Source organism: Gemmatimonadaceae bacterium (assembly GCA_036003045.1).
Classification (GTDB): Bacteria; Gemmatimonadota; Gemmatimonadetes; order Gemmatimonadales; family Gemmatimonadaceae; genus JAQBQB01.
The window spans coordinates 12,088-27,666 of sequence record DASYSS010000100.1; the positions used below are offsets into that span (position 1 = coordinate 12,088).

General features: G+C 65.1%; 15 protein-coding genes. 10 read left to right on the forward strand and 5 right to left on the reverse strand.

The features are described from left to right. Positions 1–111 precede the first annotated feature (111 nt). On the forward strand, positions 112–2,190 hold the full coding sequence (locus tag VGQ44_21900; protein HEV8449491.1) for an alpha/beta fold hydrolase: 2,079 nt from the start codon (positions 112–114) through the stop codon (positions 2,188–2,190). A gap of 116 nt (positions 2,191–2,306) precedes the next feature. Here VGQ44_21900 and VGQ44_21905 read toward each other — a convergent pair whose 3' ends face one another. Then, a complete protein-coding gene (locus VGQ44_21905) occupies positions 2,307–2,777 on the reverse strand; it encodes an FtsX-like permease family protein (protein ID HEV8449492.1) in 471 nt (156 codons plus the stop codon). Positions 2,778–2,923: 146 nt separating this feature from the next. On the opposite strand from VGQ44_21905, the gene VGQ44_21910 reads away from it, so the two are divergent. Continuing rightward, the gene (locus VGQ44_21910; protein ID HEV8449493.1) at positions 2,924–3,787 is read left to right on the forward strand and encodes a DUF3471 domain-containing protein; all 864 of its coding nucleotides are present in this window, start codon (positions 2,924–2,926) and stop codon (positions 3,785–3,787) included. Positions 3,788–3,802: 15 nt separating this feature from the next. Here VGQ44_21910 and VGQ44_21915 read toward each other — a convergent pair whose 3' ends face one another. Together VGQ44_21915 and VGQ44_21920 are read right to left on the reverse strand one after the other, a co-directional pair. Next, positions 3,803–4,684, reverse strand: a complete 882-nt coding sequence (locus tag VGQ44_21915) for an SDR family oxidoreductase (GenBank protein ID HEV8449494.1) — start codon at positions 4,682–4,684, stop codon at positions 3,803–3,805. Positions 4,685–4,821: 137 nt separating this feature from the next. Continuing rightward, positions 4,822–5,460 (reverse strand): hypothetical protein, encoded by a 639-nt coding sequence (locus tag VGQ44_21920; protein HEV8449495.1) that lies wholly within the window; start codon positions 5,458–5,460, stop codon positions 4,822–4,824. A gap of 99 nt (positions 5,461–5,559) precedes the next feature. Here VGQ44_21920 and VGQ44_21925 point away from each other — a divergent pair, with 99 nt between their 5' ends. Then, the gene (locus tag VGQ44_21925) at positions 5,560–6,228 is read left to right on the forward strand and encodes a Crp/Fnr family transcriptional regulator (GenBank protein ID HEV8449496.1); all 669 of its coding nucleotides are present in this window, start codon (positions 5,560–5,562) and stop codon (positions 6,226–6,228) included. Positions 6,229–6,268: 40 nt separating this feature from the next. Here the strand turns inward: VGQ44_21925 and VGQ44_21930 are convergent, their stop codons facing one another. Beyond that, positions 6,269–6,844 (reverse strand): DinB family protein, encoded by a 576-nt coding sequence (locus VGQ44_21930; protein HEV8449497.1) that lies wholly within the window; start codon positions 6,842–6,844, stop codon positions 6,269–6,271. 150 nt (positions 6,845–6,994) lie between these two features. Here VGQ44_21930 and VGQ44_21935 point away from each other — a divergent pair, with 150 nt between their 5' ends. Continuing rightward, the gene (locus VGQ44_21935; GenBank protein ID HEV8449498.1) at positions 6,995–7,396 is read left to right on the forward strand and encodes a MerR family transcriptional regulator; all 402 of its coding nucleotides are present in this window, start codon (positions 6,995–6,997) and stop codon (positions 7,394–7,396) included. A gap of 27 nt (positions 7,397–7,423) precedes the next feature. On the opposite strand, the gene VGQ44_21940 is transcribed toward VGQ44_21935, so the two are convergent. Beyond that, positions 7,424–7,810, reverse strand: a complete 387-nt coding sequence (locus VGQ44_21940) for a VOC family protein (GenBank protein HEV8449499.1) — start codon at positions 7,808–7,810, stop codon at positions 7,424–7,426. A gap of 430 nt (positions 7,811–8,240) precedes the next feature. Between VGQ44_21940 and VGQ44_21945 the strand changes: the two genes are divergently transcribed. The 6 genes from VGQ44_21945 (at position 8,241) to VGQ44_21970 (ending at position 14,379) form a co-directional block, all read left to right on the forward strand. Beyond that, positions 8,241–8,582, forward strand: coding sequence for a hypothetical protein (locus VGQ44_21945; protein HEV8449500.1), 342 nt, complete (start codon positions 8,241–8,243; stop codon positions 8,580–8,582). 542 nt (positions 8,583–9,124) lie between these two features. After that, positions 9,125–11,785, forward strand: coding sequence for an ABC transporter permease (locus VGQ44_21950; GenBank protein ID HEV8449501.1), 2,661 nt, complete (start codon positions 9,125–9,127; stop codon positions 11,783–11,785). Between the two features lie 782 nt (positions 11,786–12,567). Beyond that, positions 12,568–12,867, forward strand: coding sequence for a hypothetical protein (locus tag VGQ44_21955; protein HEV8449502.1), 300 nt, complete (start codon positions 12,568–12,570; stop codon positions 12,865–12,867). A 171-nt stretch (positions 12,868–13,038) separates the two neighbouring features. After that, positions 13,039–13,455: a cupin domain-containing protein gene (locus VGQ44_21960; protein ID HEV8449503.1), complete on the forward strand. Its 417-nt coding sequence runs from the start codon at positions 13,039–13,041 to the stop codon at positions 13,453–13,455. 72 nt (positions 13,456–13,527) lie between these two features. Then, positions 13,528–14,094, forward strand: a complete 567-nt coding sequence (locus tag VGQ44_21965; protein ID HEV8449504.1) for a hypothetical protein — start codon at positions 13,528–13,530, stop codon at positions 14,092–14,094. Positions 14,095–14,229: 135 nt separating this feature from the next. Next, positions 14,230–14,379 (forward strand): hypothetical protein, encoded by a 150-nt coding sequence (locus tag VGQ44_21970; GenBank protein HEV8449505.1) that lies wholly within the window; start codon positions 14,230–14,232, stop codon positions 14,377–14,379. Positions 14,380–15,579: the final 1,200 nt, after the last annotated feature.

The following is a 15,579-nucleotide window of genomic DNA, read 5'->3' on the forward strand; positions in this document are numbered from 1 at the left end:
GGTGACTCCAAATCGTCGACACGACCCGTCGACTCCGCGATGACCGTTCGCTCGGCTGGCCCCGCCGCGGGCAGGCTCGTATGTTCGCGAGCATCGACCGCAACCGACGACATGAACGTTCCACTTCGCCTCCCAGTCCTGCCGCTGTGCGCCGTACTCGTCGTGGCTACCGGCAACGCCATTGCTGCGCAGACGACACCTGGCGCGCACTTCCCCACGAACGAGGACCTGCGCCATACGCGCGCAATCGCCGATCCGCGACTCTCTCCCGACGGGCGGATGGTCCTCTTTGCGGTGACAGAGCCAACGGTCGACAGTGCCACGACTCACTTCTGGCTCGCCGATGTCGCCACGAACACGTCGCGGCAGATCACGTTTGCGCCCGCAGGGACAAAGAGCAGCGAGCGAGACGGCACATGGTCGCCCGACGGGCGCGCCGTGTATTTCGTCGCGAAGCGCAGCAAGCACTCGCAACTCTATAGGTTGCCGCTGAACGGCGGTGAAGCCCAAGCGATCACGATGAAGATCGTTCCCTCGATCGACGCGTCCGCCGCGCCCGATGCCGTGGATGGATCGGCTGCGAAAGCGTCGCGCGACTCGGTCGAGATCGACGTGGCGGACTACTCGGTGGCGCCGGACGGGCGCACGGCGGCAATCGTGGCTCGCGATCCCGACACGCCGGGCGAGGAGAAGCAGAATCAAGATAGGGCCGACGCCCACGCGATCGACCAGGACATTCACGGCTCGCGCGCATACCTGTTCAACTTCGCGTCGTCGAAACTGACGCCGATCGCGATCGCCCCCGACATAAAAGAAGTCGTATGGTCGCACCGCGGCGACCGTCTCGCGGTGGTGACGAGCCCGATGAACAACGTCAGCGATCTCGGGCCGTCGGACACGCTGTGGATCGTGGACGTCGCGAATCCCGGCGCGCCGAGGCGCCTGGCCGAGTCGCCGACGACCGCCGGCAAGATCGTCTGGTCGCCGAGTGACGCGAGACTGTTCTTCGCCGCCCAGGCCGCCGCGGATACACCGCCAGGTTACTCGGACCTGTATGTCGTACCGCTCGCCGGCGGCGGTATCAGAAATCTGTCGAGCGGCTATTCGGGTTCCGTGAACTCACCGGACCTCGCGGAGACGGAGGAGACGGTCATTGCCAGCGTCGCGAACGGAACCAGGACGGGCTATGCGCGCTTCGCGGTCGCCGGCGGGCCGCCCGTCGAGCTCGCGATGGGTCACGCCGCGGTTGCATCGCTCCAGACGAACGATCGTCGCAGCGCGTGGGTGTATCTGGCCGCCGGCACCGACGAGCCGACGGCGCTGTACGTCGCCTCGAGCCTCGGCGGCGCCGCGACCCGGGTCTCGGCGCCGGCTACCGCCGACGCGAGTTGGCCAGCGGTGAAAGCGCGCGTCGTGCACTGGAAGAACGACGGCCGCACGATCGACGGGCTTCTGTATCTGCCGCCCGAAGCTGCGCGCGGGAAAGTGCCGCTGGTCGTCGACGTGCACGGCGGCCCGCTCGGCGCCTGGCTCGAGTACTACTCGGCATTCGCGCAGTTTCTCATCGGACGCGGCTGGGCCGTGTTGATGCCGAACCCCCGTGGGAGCAGCGGACGCGGCGCCGCGTTCGCCGCGGCGAACAAGAACGATCTCGGCGGTGGCGACTACCGCGACATCATGGCGGGCGTCGACTACGCGATCGCCAACCAGCCGATCGACGCCAACAAGCTGGCCGTCTTCGGCTACAGCTATGGCGGCGAGATGGCCGCGTTCATCGAAGGAAAGACGGACCGCTTCAAGGCGATCGTGTCGTGCGCGCCGGTGATCGACCAGTTCAGCGAGTACGGCACCGAAAACGGATCGTGGTACGACCGGTGGTATTTCGGAAAGCCGTGGGAGCAGTTCGCTGACGCGTGGCGGCAGAGCCCTCTCGCTGGCGCAAGTCACGCCAAGACGCCGTTCCTGCTGCTCCAGGGCGAGTCGGATTTGACCGACCCGATCGGGCAGTCCCAGGAGATGTACCGGGCATTGCGTCAGGCCGGCGTGTCGGTCCAGCTCGTGACATATCCGCGCGACGATCACGGTCCGCTCAGTCGCAACATCGTCGGGGGGCCGAGTCCGGAGCCGTGGCACGGCTTCGACGCGCGTCAGCGGATCGTGAAGTTCTACGAATCCGCGTTCGGCCGTTAGCGCGAGCTCGTGAGTTCCCCTCGCATCACACGGGCACCAATTCAAACGCAGACGACACCGATTTGAACTACAATCCCGCAGATTGTTTCGCTTTTTTGATCTGCGGGATCTCTCCGCTATCTCAGCGCCTCCATCGGATCGATGCGCGCCGCCCGCCGCATGGGAGCCAGCGCCGCCAGCACGGCGCACAGGGCGAGCACCAATCCAGCGACGGCCAACGTGAGCGGATCGGTCGCCGCAACGCCGAACAACTGCGAGGCGATCAGTCTATGTGTGGCGAGCACGCCGGCGGCTCCGAGACCAATGGCGACAGCCGTAACGCCCGCCGCCTCGCGCAACACGACGCGGACCAAATCGCTCGGCAAGGCCCCGAGCGCCGCGCGGACTCCAAGCTCCTGCGTCGCTGCGCGACCGAGTAGCTGATGACGCCGTAGGGCCCCACGGCCGCCAGGAGGAGCGCGAGCGTCGCGAATGCTCCGAGCGTGATCATGCTCATCCGTTGCTGCTGCGTGGCAGCGGTGCGCACGAGACGATGCGGGCGCCGAGCATCTGGAAGTAGTTGTTCGCGACGATGCGCTTTGCCGCAACCGGGCGTCACGCAGCAGATCCCACGCAGCCGGCGTCGTGATGGCCTGTCCGTCGACGCCAATGGTTGCCGCGCACGTCGCCGGCGAGTTGGAACGCCGATAGCTTGACGGTGTCGAAGAGCCGACCTAGCCACCCCGAGCATCCTATGGTCCGCATCCGGTCGATCATCGTGGGCGCGTTGTTTCCGGCGGCGCTTATCGCCCAATCATCGTCATCCGATAAAGGGCCCAACAACATTCGCGCGTCGTTCGCGTACTTCGCCGAACACTATGGCCGCCTGATCGTCGCCGCGCTCGACTCCATCCCGGCCACGAAATACGGCTTCAGCCCGACGCCGGCGCAGCAAACAGTTGGATACATCGCGCAACACCTCGAGGATGCCAATTTCGGCCTGTGTTCACGACTCGGCAGACCCGATCCACGCGCGGCGGCGGAATGGCGTATCAGCGATTCGGTTCGAGCGAAATGGCCCAAGGACACGCTCGTTGCGCGAGTCCGCGCGTCGATCGTCTTCTGCACCGCGGCCATCGGCCAGCTCAATGACCGGCGCATTGGGGAAGTGGCCACAATGCAATCCGATTCCGGCAGAACCATCTTGCCGGCGCGCGTGCTGCTGGCTTTCACGACGGACTTGGCCGAACACTACGCGCAGCTCGCATCGTATATGCGGCAGCTTGGCTTGGTTCCGCCATCGGCAGCGCCGCCGAGCAAAGCCCGCGTCGCCATCGACCTGCCCGTCAGCACGCTCGCCGCGTACGCCGGCAAGTACAACTTGTCTCCGGCCTTCGCGGGAGTCGGCGTGATGCTCGACGTGCACGTCCGCAACGGCGCCTTGTATCTCACGCCCAGCGGACAGCCGGAAGCGCGGCTATGGCCTGAGAGCGCGACGGATTTCTTTTTCAGGGAGATCGACGCCCAGGTCAGCTTCACGCGAAACGCGAGCGGTGTGGTGACGGGGCTCGTGCTTCATCAAGGCGGCGAGAATCGGGTCGGGCCGAAAGTGAAATAGCTGCCTAAGGGTCGATCACAGCCGGCGCGACACCCACTCATCCAGCGTCATCAGCCGCATACCGAGGCGTTCGGCCAGCGGTCCGGCATCGAACGACTGGTTGACCGTCTCAGTCAGGACCGCGGTCTGCATGATCTGGCTCAGCCCCGGATGAAAAGGCCGTAAGAGCACGGACATTACCCTTGGCACGGCGATCGGCGCATGCGTGACGCGGGCGCGCCGGCCGACCCTGCGCTCGTAGATGCGAACGACGTCGTGGCTGGAGAGGTTCTCCGGACCGCCGATGTCGACGGTCTGACCGACGAACGATGATTCCGTCAGCGAACGAAACGCGATCTCGGCCACGTCCGACGCCGCGACGAAATTCCGCGGGCGTTCGCCGCGGCCGAACAGCACGACCTTTCCCTTCTTGATGAGCGGCTCGCCGATGAGAACATGCGCGTGCAGATCCATGAACGCCGTCGGCCGAAGAATGGTCCACGCGAGTCCGCTCTTGACGAGATATTGCTCGACGTCGTGCTTGATCCGGAAGAAGGGAATCCGCCGGAACGCCCGATCGGGCTCATGGACGGAGACGTAGACGAAGCGGCGCACGCCGGCTGCTTTGGCGGCGTCGATCAGTCGGCATTGGCCGGCACCATCGACGTGAACCGACGCATGGCGTCCCCGCCCGAGAATCGAGTGTGCAGCCGAGACGACCGCGTCCGCTCCTTGGCATGCGCGAACGAGCGAGTCGGAGTCGAGGAGATCACCGCTGACGACGTCGGCGCCCTCGGCCCGGAGCGCGGCGACCTTGTTCGGCGTCCGCGACATGACGCGCACGTCGTACCCGGCGTTGAGCAGCCGAGTCGCGAGCATTTGGCCGAGCGTTCCACTTCCGCCGACGATGAGGATCACGCGCCTGCTCCGGTGCGTTCAAATATCCGGCGGGCTGGCCAGGATTCAAGCCGACCGCGAGAAGGGGCATCAGATCACGAAACTCCGGGAGGGCGAGACGGCCGAGAGGCGTTGTTCGAACATGTGAAGCGGCGTACTTAACGCTCGTGGGACGAGGTCTCGCCTCGCGCGAGGGCCAGATGGTGCGCGGCGTGGTGATCTCCTTCAGTCAACAGCCCGGCGAAGCCAAGACCCCGGATGCGAGCAACGGTCCGGGCGTCGGAAGAATTCTTGGCCGTGACAGCGATGATCGCACCTTCTGGCGTCGGCGTCGCCGACGCATGATACTCATCGCCGCGATCCAACATCTTCGCGTGATTGACCGCCATCCTCCGAATCGCATCGGCCGTGTGCCCCGTGCCTGTCACTCTCATCTCGACGCCCCCGGGGACGTTCCTCTGCGCCACTGCGGCGTGCAGCGTCACGTCGTCCATGTCGATCAGGTGCTGGCGAAGCGCCTCGATGTTGACCTTCGCCCAATCTGTGTTGGGGTCGGCCTTCAGCATCCGCACGACTTCGGAGATCGCGCCATACGCCGCCTGCCCGGCAGATACGGGCAATCGGGCGCTGCATTCCTTCGTGATTTGCGCGTGGGCCGAGTGATCCATCGTCGCGTGGTCGGCAGCAGGCGCGGTCAGGATGCTACAGTCGACCGAGCCTGCGGATTGGGCGTGAACGCGGGGTGTCGCGACGAAGAGGGCGGCAACTCCGGCGAGGATTACTTTCGTGCGGATCATGGCACCCTCTCACGGGTTAAGGTCTGCCATGAACCATGATGGGCACGAAGGCGAGGACCAAGAGACTAAAGTCACACCAGTTGGCGTGAGGGTTCAATTGTGATATCTCGGGATGCACTTGCCCGGCTACCGCTGTTCGATCGAGTAGCCCCGCAGGCCATCGATGCCCTGGCCGCCCGCGGCACCGAGCTGGCCGTTCCAACTGACGCAGTGATTTTTCGGGCTGGCAGCCCGCCACGCGGTTGGTTCGTCGTCCTCGAGGGTCGCGTTCGCGTCGTCCGCGGCAGCGGTGCGCGACAACACGTCATCCACACCGAGGGACCGGGAGGGACTCTCGGCGAAGTCCCGTTGGTGGCGGGGGGGACCTATCCGGCGACGAGCATCGCGGCGGAGCCGACCCGATGCGCGTTGTTCGACCGAGCCTCTCTCGAGGCCGCAATCGCCGAGTGCCCGGAGATCGCGTTCTTGTTGGCAGGGCGGTTGGCGTCGCGAGTTCGGTCGTTGGTTGCCCGGCTCGACGAGCGCTCGGCCACGAGCGTGCGCGCCCGCCTCATCGACTTTCTCCTGCGCCGGCACGCGGCGACGGCGTTGAATTCCTTCTCAATCGGCATGACGCAGCAGGACTTGGCCGAGGAGCTTGGGACGGTGCGCGAAGTCGTCGTCCGCGAACTGCGGCATCTCAAGGAAAACAAACTGATCGTGGCGCGGCCGAAGGGTCGTTTTCAGATTCCCGATCCGGCCGCTCTGCACAACGCGGTCGATCGATAGAGCTGGTCAGACATGACGGAGTGTCGCGTGCCGTCGTTCGCTATCGCGATGGTGGCCGGCTGTCCGGCGGGATGATGCCGTTCATCCGAAGGTATTCCACCAACTGACCGTAGTGATCGAATGAATGCGCCACCGCGTCGATGGCGAAAGACAGCCGATTCCTTTGCCATGCGCTCGACGTCGCGAGCGGGGCGGTGACGTTGGCCGAATTGATTGACGCGGCCGATCGATGCAGCGCGGCAAACGAACCTTGCAGATACGTCATGATCTGCACCTTCGTTCGCACCGAGTCCGGACCCGTCTCGTTCAACATCTCGGCGCTCGGGGTCTCTCGAAGGATCAACGCCGCCGCCCGGTAATTGTTGGCGGCAAGGTGCTTCACCTGCTCCCCGAAGGTGCGCACGCCTTCGAAGTCACCGAGCGCGGTCGATGGCCGAAATGAATACCGCTCCGCCGGCATCGCATCCGCGAGCGGCACCACATGCTGTTCCGTGTTCGCGATCCACGAATCGACGGTCTCGGCGATCGTTCCTTGCCGCGACGGCCGGATGGTTTGCGACCCGGCGGTGGCCGCTTCGATGAGAAATAGGATGGCGGCACGTGAAAGTCGGTTCATGAGCTCTCCGGAGTAGCCCGAGTCAGCGCGGTCCCGACGACTCTAACGCTTCAAGTCGACTCGAGCGCAAGCCGGGCTCCTGGAACACGCCGGTCCGCGCGCGCCCACCCACAGCCTGGCTTGCTGAACGCGGATGGCGTACAATGGCTCATGGCCCAGCTCACAATCTCGGAGGTCGGCAATCGCGTTGGCCTCCGGCCGTCGGCGCTCCGCTACTACGAGGAGATCGGTATTCTCCAGCCGCCCGCCCGCGTACACGGCCAGCGACGCTATGACAACGCGGCGCTCCATCGTTTGGCGGTGATTCAGCGGGCTCGCTCCCTTGGGTTTTCACTACGCGAGATTCGAACGCTCCTCCACGAATTCCCTACAGACGCTCCCCCGGCGGAGCGTTGGGCGACCCTGGCGCGACAGAAGCTCGATCAGCTGGCAACCCTCATGTCGCGCATGAAGGACAGGGAGTCGTTGCTTCAGCGCCAAGGGACGTGCACCTGTAAATCGCTCGATGAGTGCGGACGCTGTCTCACGGAAGCGAGTGTCACGGAGTCCTGATCCGGAGCCACGCGCGGTGACGGGCGGTTACCCCCCGTCAGGTGGCTGCCACAGCTCGACTTTATTGCCCTCTGGGTCGACCACCCAACCGAACTTTCCGTACTCGGATTCGTCGACCCGTTCTTCGACTTGCACGCCCTCCGATCGAAGCGCGGCAAGCAGTGCGTGCAGGTCGGCGACGCGGTAGTTGACCATGAACGGCGCAGCGCTTGGAGCGAAGTGTTGGGTGTCGGCAGGAAAGAGGGTCCACGCCGTCGTCCCAGCCCCTTCGGGATTGTCTGGCCCGTTCCAATCGAAGGCCGCGCCGCCCCACGTCTGGACGTCGATGCCCAGGTGGGTCTTGTACCAAGCACCCAAACTCTTTGGGTCCTTGGCCTTGAAGAAGATGCCACCGATACCTGTCACTCGCTTCATGAAGTCTCCAACGCTGAAAGGCCGGAAACGGACGCAAACGGAATGTTCAAACTTCTCTCGTGCGCGCTCTGCATCGACCCTACGCGCACCGGGCCAAGAAGGCGTGGGCGAACGCCGCTAGGTCAGTGAGGGACAATACCTGGCGTGCGCTCACGACGTATTCCCGTGCGAGACGATCGAAGCATAACTGGGCTCTTTCTCGTGGAGGACCGCCCACGCTTGGGAGGCCGTCGATGTACGCGCCAGTCGTATCCAATGTGAGGGATAACAGCGTCCTCCGTTGAGACGCGAAATCGTAGCGGTACGTTGCGTTGCCGTCGCAAGCGTAGTAGCCGTCTCGCAAGCGAAGGCGGAGCGAGTCCGGAACGGATACGCGCGCCAGTTTGATGACGTCCCTCGCCGTCGTCGCGACCCGAAAGACCACCCCTGAATGGTCGACCGTGTACCCACTCAGGCCGCCCCCGCAGCGGTCTCCGGCGGCGATATCGCGAACGACGGCAACGCGATCACTCTCGAGCCGCACCCAGAAGAGGTTCGAGAACTGGCCACTGCCATATCCATAGGCCTCAGTGGCAACGAGAAACCGATCGCCGGCCGAAGCCAGAGCCCGATAGCCGATGATCCGCGGAGTGTCCGGGTCGCGATGTTTGGCCCGACGCCAGCCGTCGGCGTCGGCTTGAATTGCGACTACGGTATCGGTGCAGGAGGCAAGGAGGATCGGTTTGACGCGATCGAGACGCTCCGCATCGAAGTCGAGGCAGAAAGGATGTAAAGCCTTACCGTGGTACACGAGCCGAGCCGTCGCCGAGTCTCCCGTCACCACGACCCCAGTTGTTTGCGCGGCCGATGGCAATGGCGGCAGCCAAATGACAATGCCAAACGCGACTGGAATGGCGACGCGCATCACTCGCCAACGAGGAGTAATCAATTGCACGGAAGCCAGTTGTCGGGCGTCACCATCATTTCACGCGGGTCATCGTACCACCTGAAGTACGCTCGAGGTCAATCCGACGCTGCCCTTGACCTCACGCCCACTTGAGGTGCGAGAATGACCGGTTCGCCAAGCACTCCCATGAGACCCGATTCTACCACCAAGCCCGCCGTTTCGCTGTCGTACCCGTCGACCGCGCGCCAGCATCGCCTTCAGCGTTGGAACACGGGTACGCCATGGTGACCGGCCCCCTCGAGGCGCGATTCGTCTCGGACGAGCCGGCGACCACGACGGTCGCCCTGCGGCGATGAACCTCCACTTGCTTACCGAGAGGGCGACCGGTATTCTCATCTCGGTAACCGATATGACCTTGAGGCATGCCCATGCGCGTCTCTCGATGGCCGGCCATGTTCGCGCTTCGCCTGCGCACGCTCCTTCGCCGTGCGGACGTCGAGCGCGATCTCGAAGACGAGATTCGGGATCACATCGAGCAACAAACCCAGCTCAACGTCGCGCGCGGCATGAACCCGGTCGCCGCGCGGCAGGCCGCGCTGGTGGCTTTCGGCGGCGCGTCGCGCATCAAAGAAGAGGTGCGTGACCAGCTGCGACCCGCGGCCCTCGCCGAGTTGACGCAGGATCTGCGATACGCGTGGCGGATGTGTCGGCGAACGCCGGCACTCACGGCAGTCGTCGTCGTGACGATAGGAACAGCGGTGGCGCTGGCGACGTCGGCCTTTAGCGCCGTCGACGGCGTGCTTCTCCGTTCACTTCCGTATAGAAGCGCGGAGCGCCTGGCGCTCGTTTGGGACACTCAGCGGCAAAAGGGAATCGCGCAACTCGACCCCGTGTCGTTCACCAACGCCATGGATTGGCGCCGCGACGTCAGGGCGCTGCAGTCCTTGGCCGTCTTCAGTTGCACGCCGCGGCCGATCATTACCACGAGCGGAGTCGCGGATCGGACGACGCAAATGGAGGTGTCACCGGATTTCTTCGCCGTCATCGGCGCAACGCCGCTGCTTGGCCGGCTGCTCGAGCCAAGTGACTTCGCGCCCGGCGCGGCGCCGGTGGTCGTCATCACGCACGCATTGTGGCGGCAGCGCTTGAACGCCAATCCGGATGTCGTATCGTCGCGCCTATCGGTCGACGGCGTGCCGGCAACCGTCATCGGCGTTCTCAGGCCGGAGTTCACGGCTTTACCGACGATGCTCGCATGTCAGCCGGAGATGTATCGCCCGTTGCCGTCGCGCTACGACGACGCGCAGCGATCGTGGAGCTTTCTCAAGACGATCGCGCGGCTGGCTCCGGGCGCGACGATCGAAAGCGCGCAGCGAGAGCTCGACGTCGAAAGCGCGCGCCTTGCGGCGGCGTTCCCGGAAGCCAATCGCGGACACCGCGCCGTGGTCGTGAGCCTCGGCGACTACGTGACGAGACCGCTCGAGGGAGAGCTGCTGCTCGTTCAAGCGGGCGCCGTGTTCGTGCTCCTCATCGCATGCGCCAACATCGCCGGCCTGATGCTGACGCGCACCGCGGCTCGTCAACGCGAGCTCGCGATTCGAATCGCGCTTGGTGCGAGCCGCGCGCGTCTGGCGCGACAGCTGGCGACCGAGTGCGGGTTGCTGGGAGCGGCCGCGTTCGTGCTCGGCGCCGGCCTCACGTCGATCGGCGCAGTCGCCATCGCTCGACAACTCGGCGACGTGTTACCCGATCCGCGCGGAGTCTCGGCCGACTGGCGAGTTCTCGCGTTCTCGATTCTCGCCTCGTTTGCCGCGACGATCGTGTTCACGATTGCGACGGTGGCCGCGGCCTTCCGAGGGCCGGGGCCGCTCTCGTCGCTGAGGGACGGTGGGCGCACGTCCGCCCCAGGTCATGCAGGCGTTCGCCGCGTCGTCGTCGCCGCCCAGCTCGCAATGGCGACGATCGTTCTCGTGGGCGCCGGGTTGCTCGCGCGAAGTTACGTAAAACTACGCGCGGTTCCCTCGGGGTTCGATCCGAGAGGTGTGGTGACGGCGCGCGTCACGCTGCCCGATACGCTCTATCCGCGGGGCGAGCGTCAGGTGCGATTCTTCGGCGAAGTATTGAATCGCATCTCCGCCGTGCCGGGCGTGACCGCCGCGGGAGCGGTGAGCGTGCTTCCGGAGTCGCCGAATTTCGACAGGACCGACGCGAAAGTCGTCGGACGAACGTATGCGCCCGGCGAAGTGCCGAGTCCAGACGTGTATCGCGTCACGCCGGGCTACTTCGAGGCGATGGGTATTCCGCTCGACGCGGGACGGCGATTTACCCCGACGGATGACGACCAGCATCCGCTCGTCGCGATCATCAACGAGACGATGGCACGGGCTCTCTTTCCGGACGGGAGCGCGGTCGGGAAGCGCATTTGGAGCGGGGCGGGCCAGGCGGAACGTACGGTGGTCGGCGTCGTGGGCGACACGTATCAGTACGGACTCGATCGCTCCCTGACCATGCAACTGTACGTGCCGCACGCGGATAATTCGGGCGGCGACCTCACGCTCGTGGTTCGCGCGGCGAGGGACGACGCAGGGGCCAACATCGCTGCGCGGGTTCGCGATGCGGTGCGGGACGTGGACCCGGGCGTGCCGGTCGATGAGATCCTGACGATGAAGCAGGTGCTGGCGCAGTCGGCGGCTCGCCACCGCGTCATCGCGCAGGTCTCGATCGCGTTCGCGATTGGCGCGATCGCGCTCGCGGCGCTCGGACTCTACGGCGTGATCGCGTTCGGCGTGTCGGCGCGAACGCCGGAGATCGGCTTGCGTATGGCGCTGGGAGCGACGAGCCGAGCGATCATCGCCAACGTCGCGGCAGATGTGGGTCGGATCGTCATCGTCGGGATTGTTGTCGGCCTGTCGTTGTCGGTGTGGCTGGCGGGCTTATTATCGCCGCTCCTTTTTCGTGTTTCGGCGCGGGATCCGCTGGCGTTCTTCGGGTCCTGTGCCGCGCTCACCGTCGTAGCCGCGCTCGCGGCGCTGCTCCCGGCGCGACGGGCCGCGCGTGTCAGTCCTGCGATTGCGCTGCGCTGCGATTGAGAACGAGACGTCCTAAGGGCGCCGACGTCCTAAGGGCGCCGACGTCCTAAGAGCGCCGACGTCCTAAGAGCGCCGACGTCCTAAAGGCGCAACTTCGTGTGGCGTGTTCAGGGGGCGAGAGGGTGGGGCTGTCCGGAGCGGAGCCGAGGCAATATTGCAGTGGTCCGTGGAGGACAGTCCCACCCCGAGCCTTCGCGCGAAGAGAGCGTGACCATAGGTAGTATGCAGCATTGGCATTGCAGCTTTGTACACCTGTTGACAGCGTGCCGCCCCTATCCCGCTTGACGTTAGGCCGCCCACCCCTTCAACCAGATTCGGAGTCCGCTGCATGGGGCTGGCCTCGCTATCGCGAGGAACCGCCGTCGTGGTGCTCGTGGTGCTATCGTCACGGCGAGCTCGCGCGCAGGCGAGCCACGCGTGCAGTACAGATCGCGCGGTCTCGACACTCGTGGGCGCCGGGCTCGGTGCCGCCGCGGCCGCGATTCCGGCGACGATCGTGCACCGGCACGATGCGGGGCGGGGCGCCCTGGCTGGGGCCGTGATCGGGGGGCGTGCTCGGTCCGTCGGTGGCGCGTTTTACAATGTCGGCTGCGACCGTGAGCCGTGTAACGCCACCCGCCCGCGGGCCGGTGTGATGCTGTCTCCGCCACACAAAGTGCAGTTGCGGGCGGGCTCCTTGGAAGTCTTATCGGTTGGGCGTGGCCGCCCAAGCGGCCGTAGGCGCCGCTTGACGATTGGATGAGGCTTCCAAGGGGCTGAGCATCATTTTATAGTATGCTGTCATGACAACCAGCATGAGCGCGGCGGCGTGGCGTGACCGGGGCATCGATCTTCTTCGCGACATCGCGTCGATTCCGCGACGTCGCTTTTTCTGGCTTCTCGTTGCGGCGATCGCCGGCTATTCGTTCGGGTACCGAGACGCGTTTCGCGGGCCCGAATCGTTGGCCTGGAAGGTCGGCGACCTGCTCGAGCGCGTCGCGCCGGCGACCGTCGACGAGGCACGGCGCCGAAATGCCGAGGCCCTGCGGCAACGCATGCGGCAGCAGGTGGAGCTGCCGCAGCAGGTAGAGCTGCCCGAGTAGGTCTACGCGGGCGGCGTTCCTGTCCGCTCCGGCGCTCCGGCGCTCCGGCACTCCGGCACTCCGGCACTCCGGCACTCTGGCGCTCGGTTGCGGCATTGCGGCGTCGGCTGTCATTTCAAGCGGACGCCCTGCAAACGATTGCCGCTAGCGTCACATCAAGCGAGGATCGCCATGCGATTTCGCGTGCTCCCGTTGTGCGCCTTGCTCGCTACTTTCGGGTCGGGATTGGCCAAAGGTGCGTTGGCTCAGGCGCTCCCCAAGGGCGTGACGGCCTTGCCCGTCCAGGGAGACTCGGGCATCTCAGCCTCGTGGCGACTTCTGGATGACTCGGCATTTAGCGTTGCGCGTGACTATGCGGAGCCCGGCGCCACGCGCCGGATGCACAACCATCCGGAATTCTCGTACCACGTGTTCATTCTACTGAGCGGCACGCTTCGCCTTACCGTCGAAGGCGAGGAGCCCAGGGACGTGCATGCTGGAGAGGTGTTGCGCATCAAGGCAGGCGCGAATCACACCTTCACGAACATCGGCACGGTCGTCGCCACAATCGTCGAGGTGTTTGGCAAACCCCACACACCCGCCAAGTAGTCGCGTTCCGCCACGCCCATCTCACCAAAGCCGCTCGGCGATGACACATCTTTGATGTTCAGCTGCTGTCGATTGACGCTCGTTCTCGGGTTCACCCTTGGAGTCGTGTCGCCTGGTTCGGTGAGCGCCCAGCGCGCGTATCGTTGGAGCTCCGATGCCACGGTCGGCGGCGCGATCGTCAGCGGGGGCGACTTCTTCAACAACGGCCGCGCCGCCGCCCATCTCGCTGTTGCCGGCCGGCTGCTGCAGCGGGCAGGGGGACGCTTCGCCGCGTATGCGGAGGTTGGCTACGATTGGTTCGGTCAGTTCGGACTATTCGGCACCAACCCTGATCTGGTGTGCATCGTCACTCCGGGCGGCGGTTGTGAGCCGTCGTATCCCGACGTTGCTGGACCCAGCGGGACGGTCGGCCTGCTGTACGCTCCCGTTCCGAGCGTCGAGAGTCGGATCGGCGTGGGTGGAGCAGCGTACTCGGTGGACGGCACGCGCATTGGCGCCGCGATCGGCCAACTCGATGCCAGCGTGTTTCCCGCCGGCCACCTTGGATTGGTCCTCGGTGCGCGGCTCGCGGTGATTCCCCGATATCGGCGCGATCGCCTCACGCTGCTGCCGTTGCTGATAGGCGTGCGCGTTCGGTAGTTGTGAACGGGAGTCGAGAACTGCCGAACGCCGAGACTGCCGAACGCCGAGACTGCCGAACGCCGAGAATGCGAGACTTCCGAGCTCCGAAACTGCCGAACTCCGAGAACTGCCCGATGCCGAAGGGATTCCGAGTTGCAACGAGCAATTGGCGCCGCGCCGATTCGCGTGGTGGCCACCATGCAGCCGGCGCAAGCCGTCGTGCGCGACGTCATTGCCTGCCTCGCCGAAGCGATAGGCGTTCGGGATGCCGCGACCGTGCTCTCTCGCGACCGTGATCTCTAAGGAACGCTGAACCTGTCAAGCGATGTGCGGTTGTTACGAAGTCTGCGGCTGCGCAATCTTATATGACTCGCTTGCAGCTTCGCGATCGCTTGAGGCTGCTAGAAACATCATCGTCGTTATGGACTTCATCCGGAATCCGACGCCGACGGAGCTCGTCGCCTTCGGTCGCAGTGTCCGCCGCCGCCGAGCTGCGGTGGGGACCGTTGTCGCGCTATCGTTCGGCGTAGCGGCGCTCATCCGCGACGGCGGGGGCGCGGGCTGGTGGTTCGCCGTTGTTTGGGGCAGCGCAGCGCTTCTCAGTGTCAGGATCTGGCGATGTCCGCGCTGCGGACGACTTCTGGATCGCAACCTTCTGGCCCGCGAATGTTCTCATTGCTATCTGCGATTTGATGGCAATGTGCCGACGAGTCGTCCCGCTAACTCACGCTGACGCGGCGACGACCCTCAACGCCTCCCCCTCTCGTTGTTGAGCGTCGTCCTCTAGTGCGCGGGGGTGACCCTTCACCCTTGCCCTGAGCGCAGCCTCGCGTGGTTGAAACCGAGATGGTGCCTACGACCGCACGTGCCGCAGTTGTCGCGAGTATTCTTTTCGGGGGCGCGTGTGCACGGCCAACCTATCGGCCGACACCGATTCCGTTGGCGCAACCGCCGGCATGGGCGACCGTGTTCGCGGCCCGCGGCTTCACAATCGCGGCCGATACGCAACACGTCGAGAATGTCGCCAGTGAACACGCGCTGCTGATTTGGTTCCTCACGCGTCACGAAGAAACGCGACAGGCCGATTCGCTGCGATTCAACCGAAGCCGCATTCGCCTCCTGGTCCGCTGCCACCCCCTCGGCTTTCGGAGCGTCAGCCAGGAGCTCGCACTAGACGACGCACCACCGATCTTTCACATGGAATGGCCCTGGGCGGGACCCAAGGCCCCCGCGTGGCGAGCACCAGAGTTAGGTGCTACCGATGATCGATTTCTTCGACAAACGTGCGCCGATCTCGGGCGGCCGTAATCAAACACTTCAGGCACATACGAAGGCGGATCATGACTGACAGCGCACAGCGCGCCTCGACGCCTACCTCCGCGCATTTGAAACGTTGGACCCGGAGACCTTGCTCGTCGCACCGAAAAGACAAACATGTCGGGCCATTTGCGGCAGCACCGGCATCTCGTTGCGTGGCGCGAGCCTAGCCGTGAGCGACAGCTT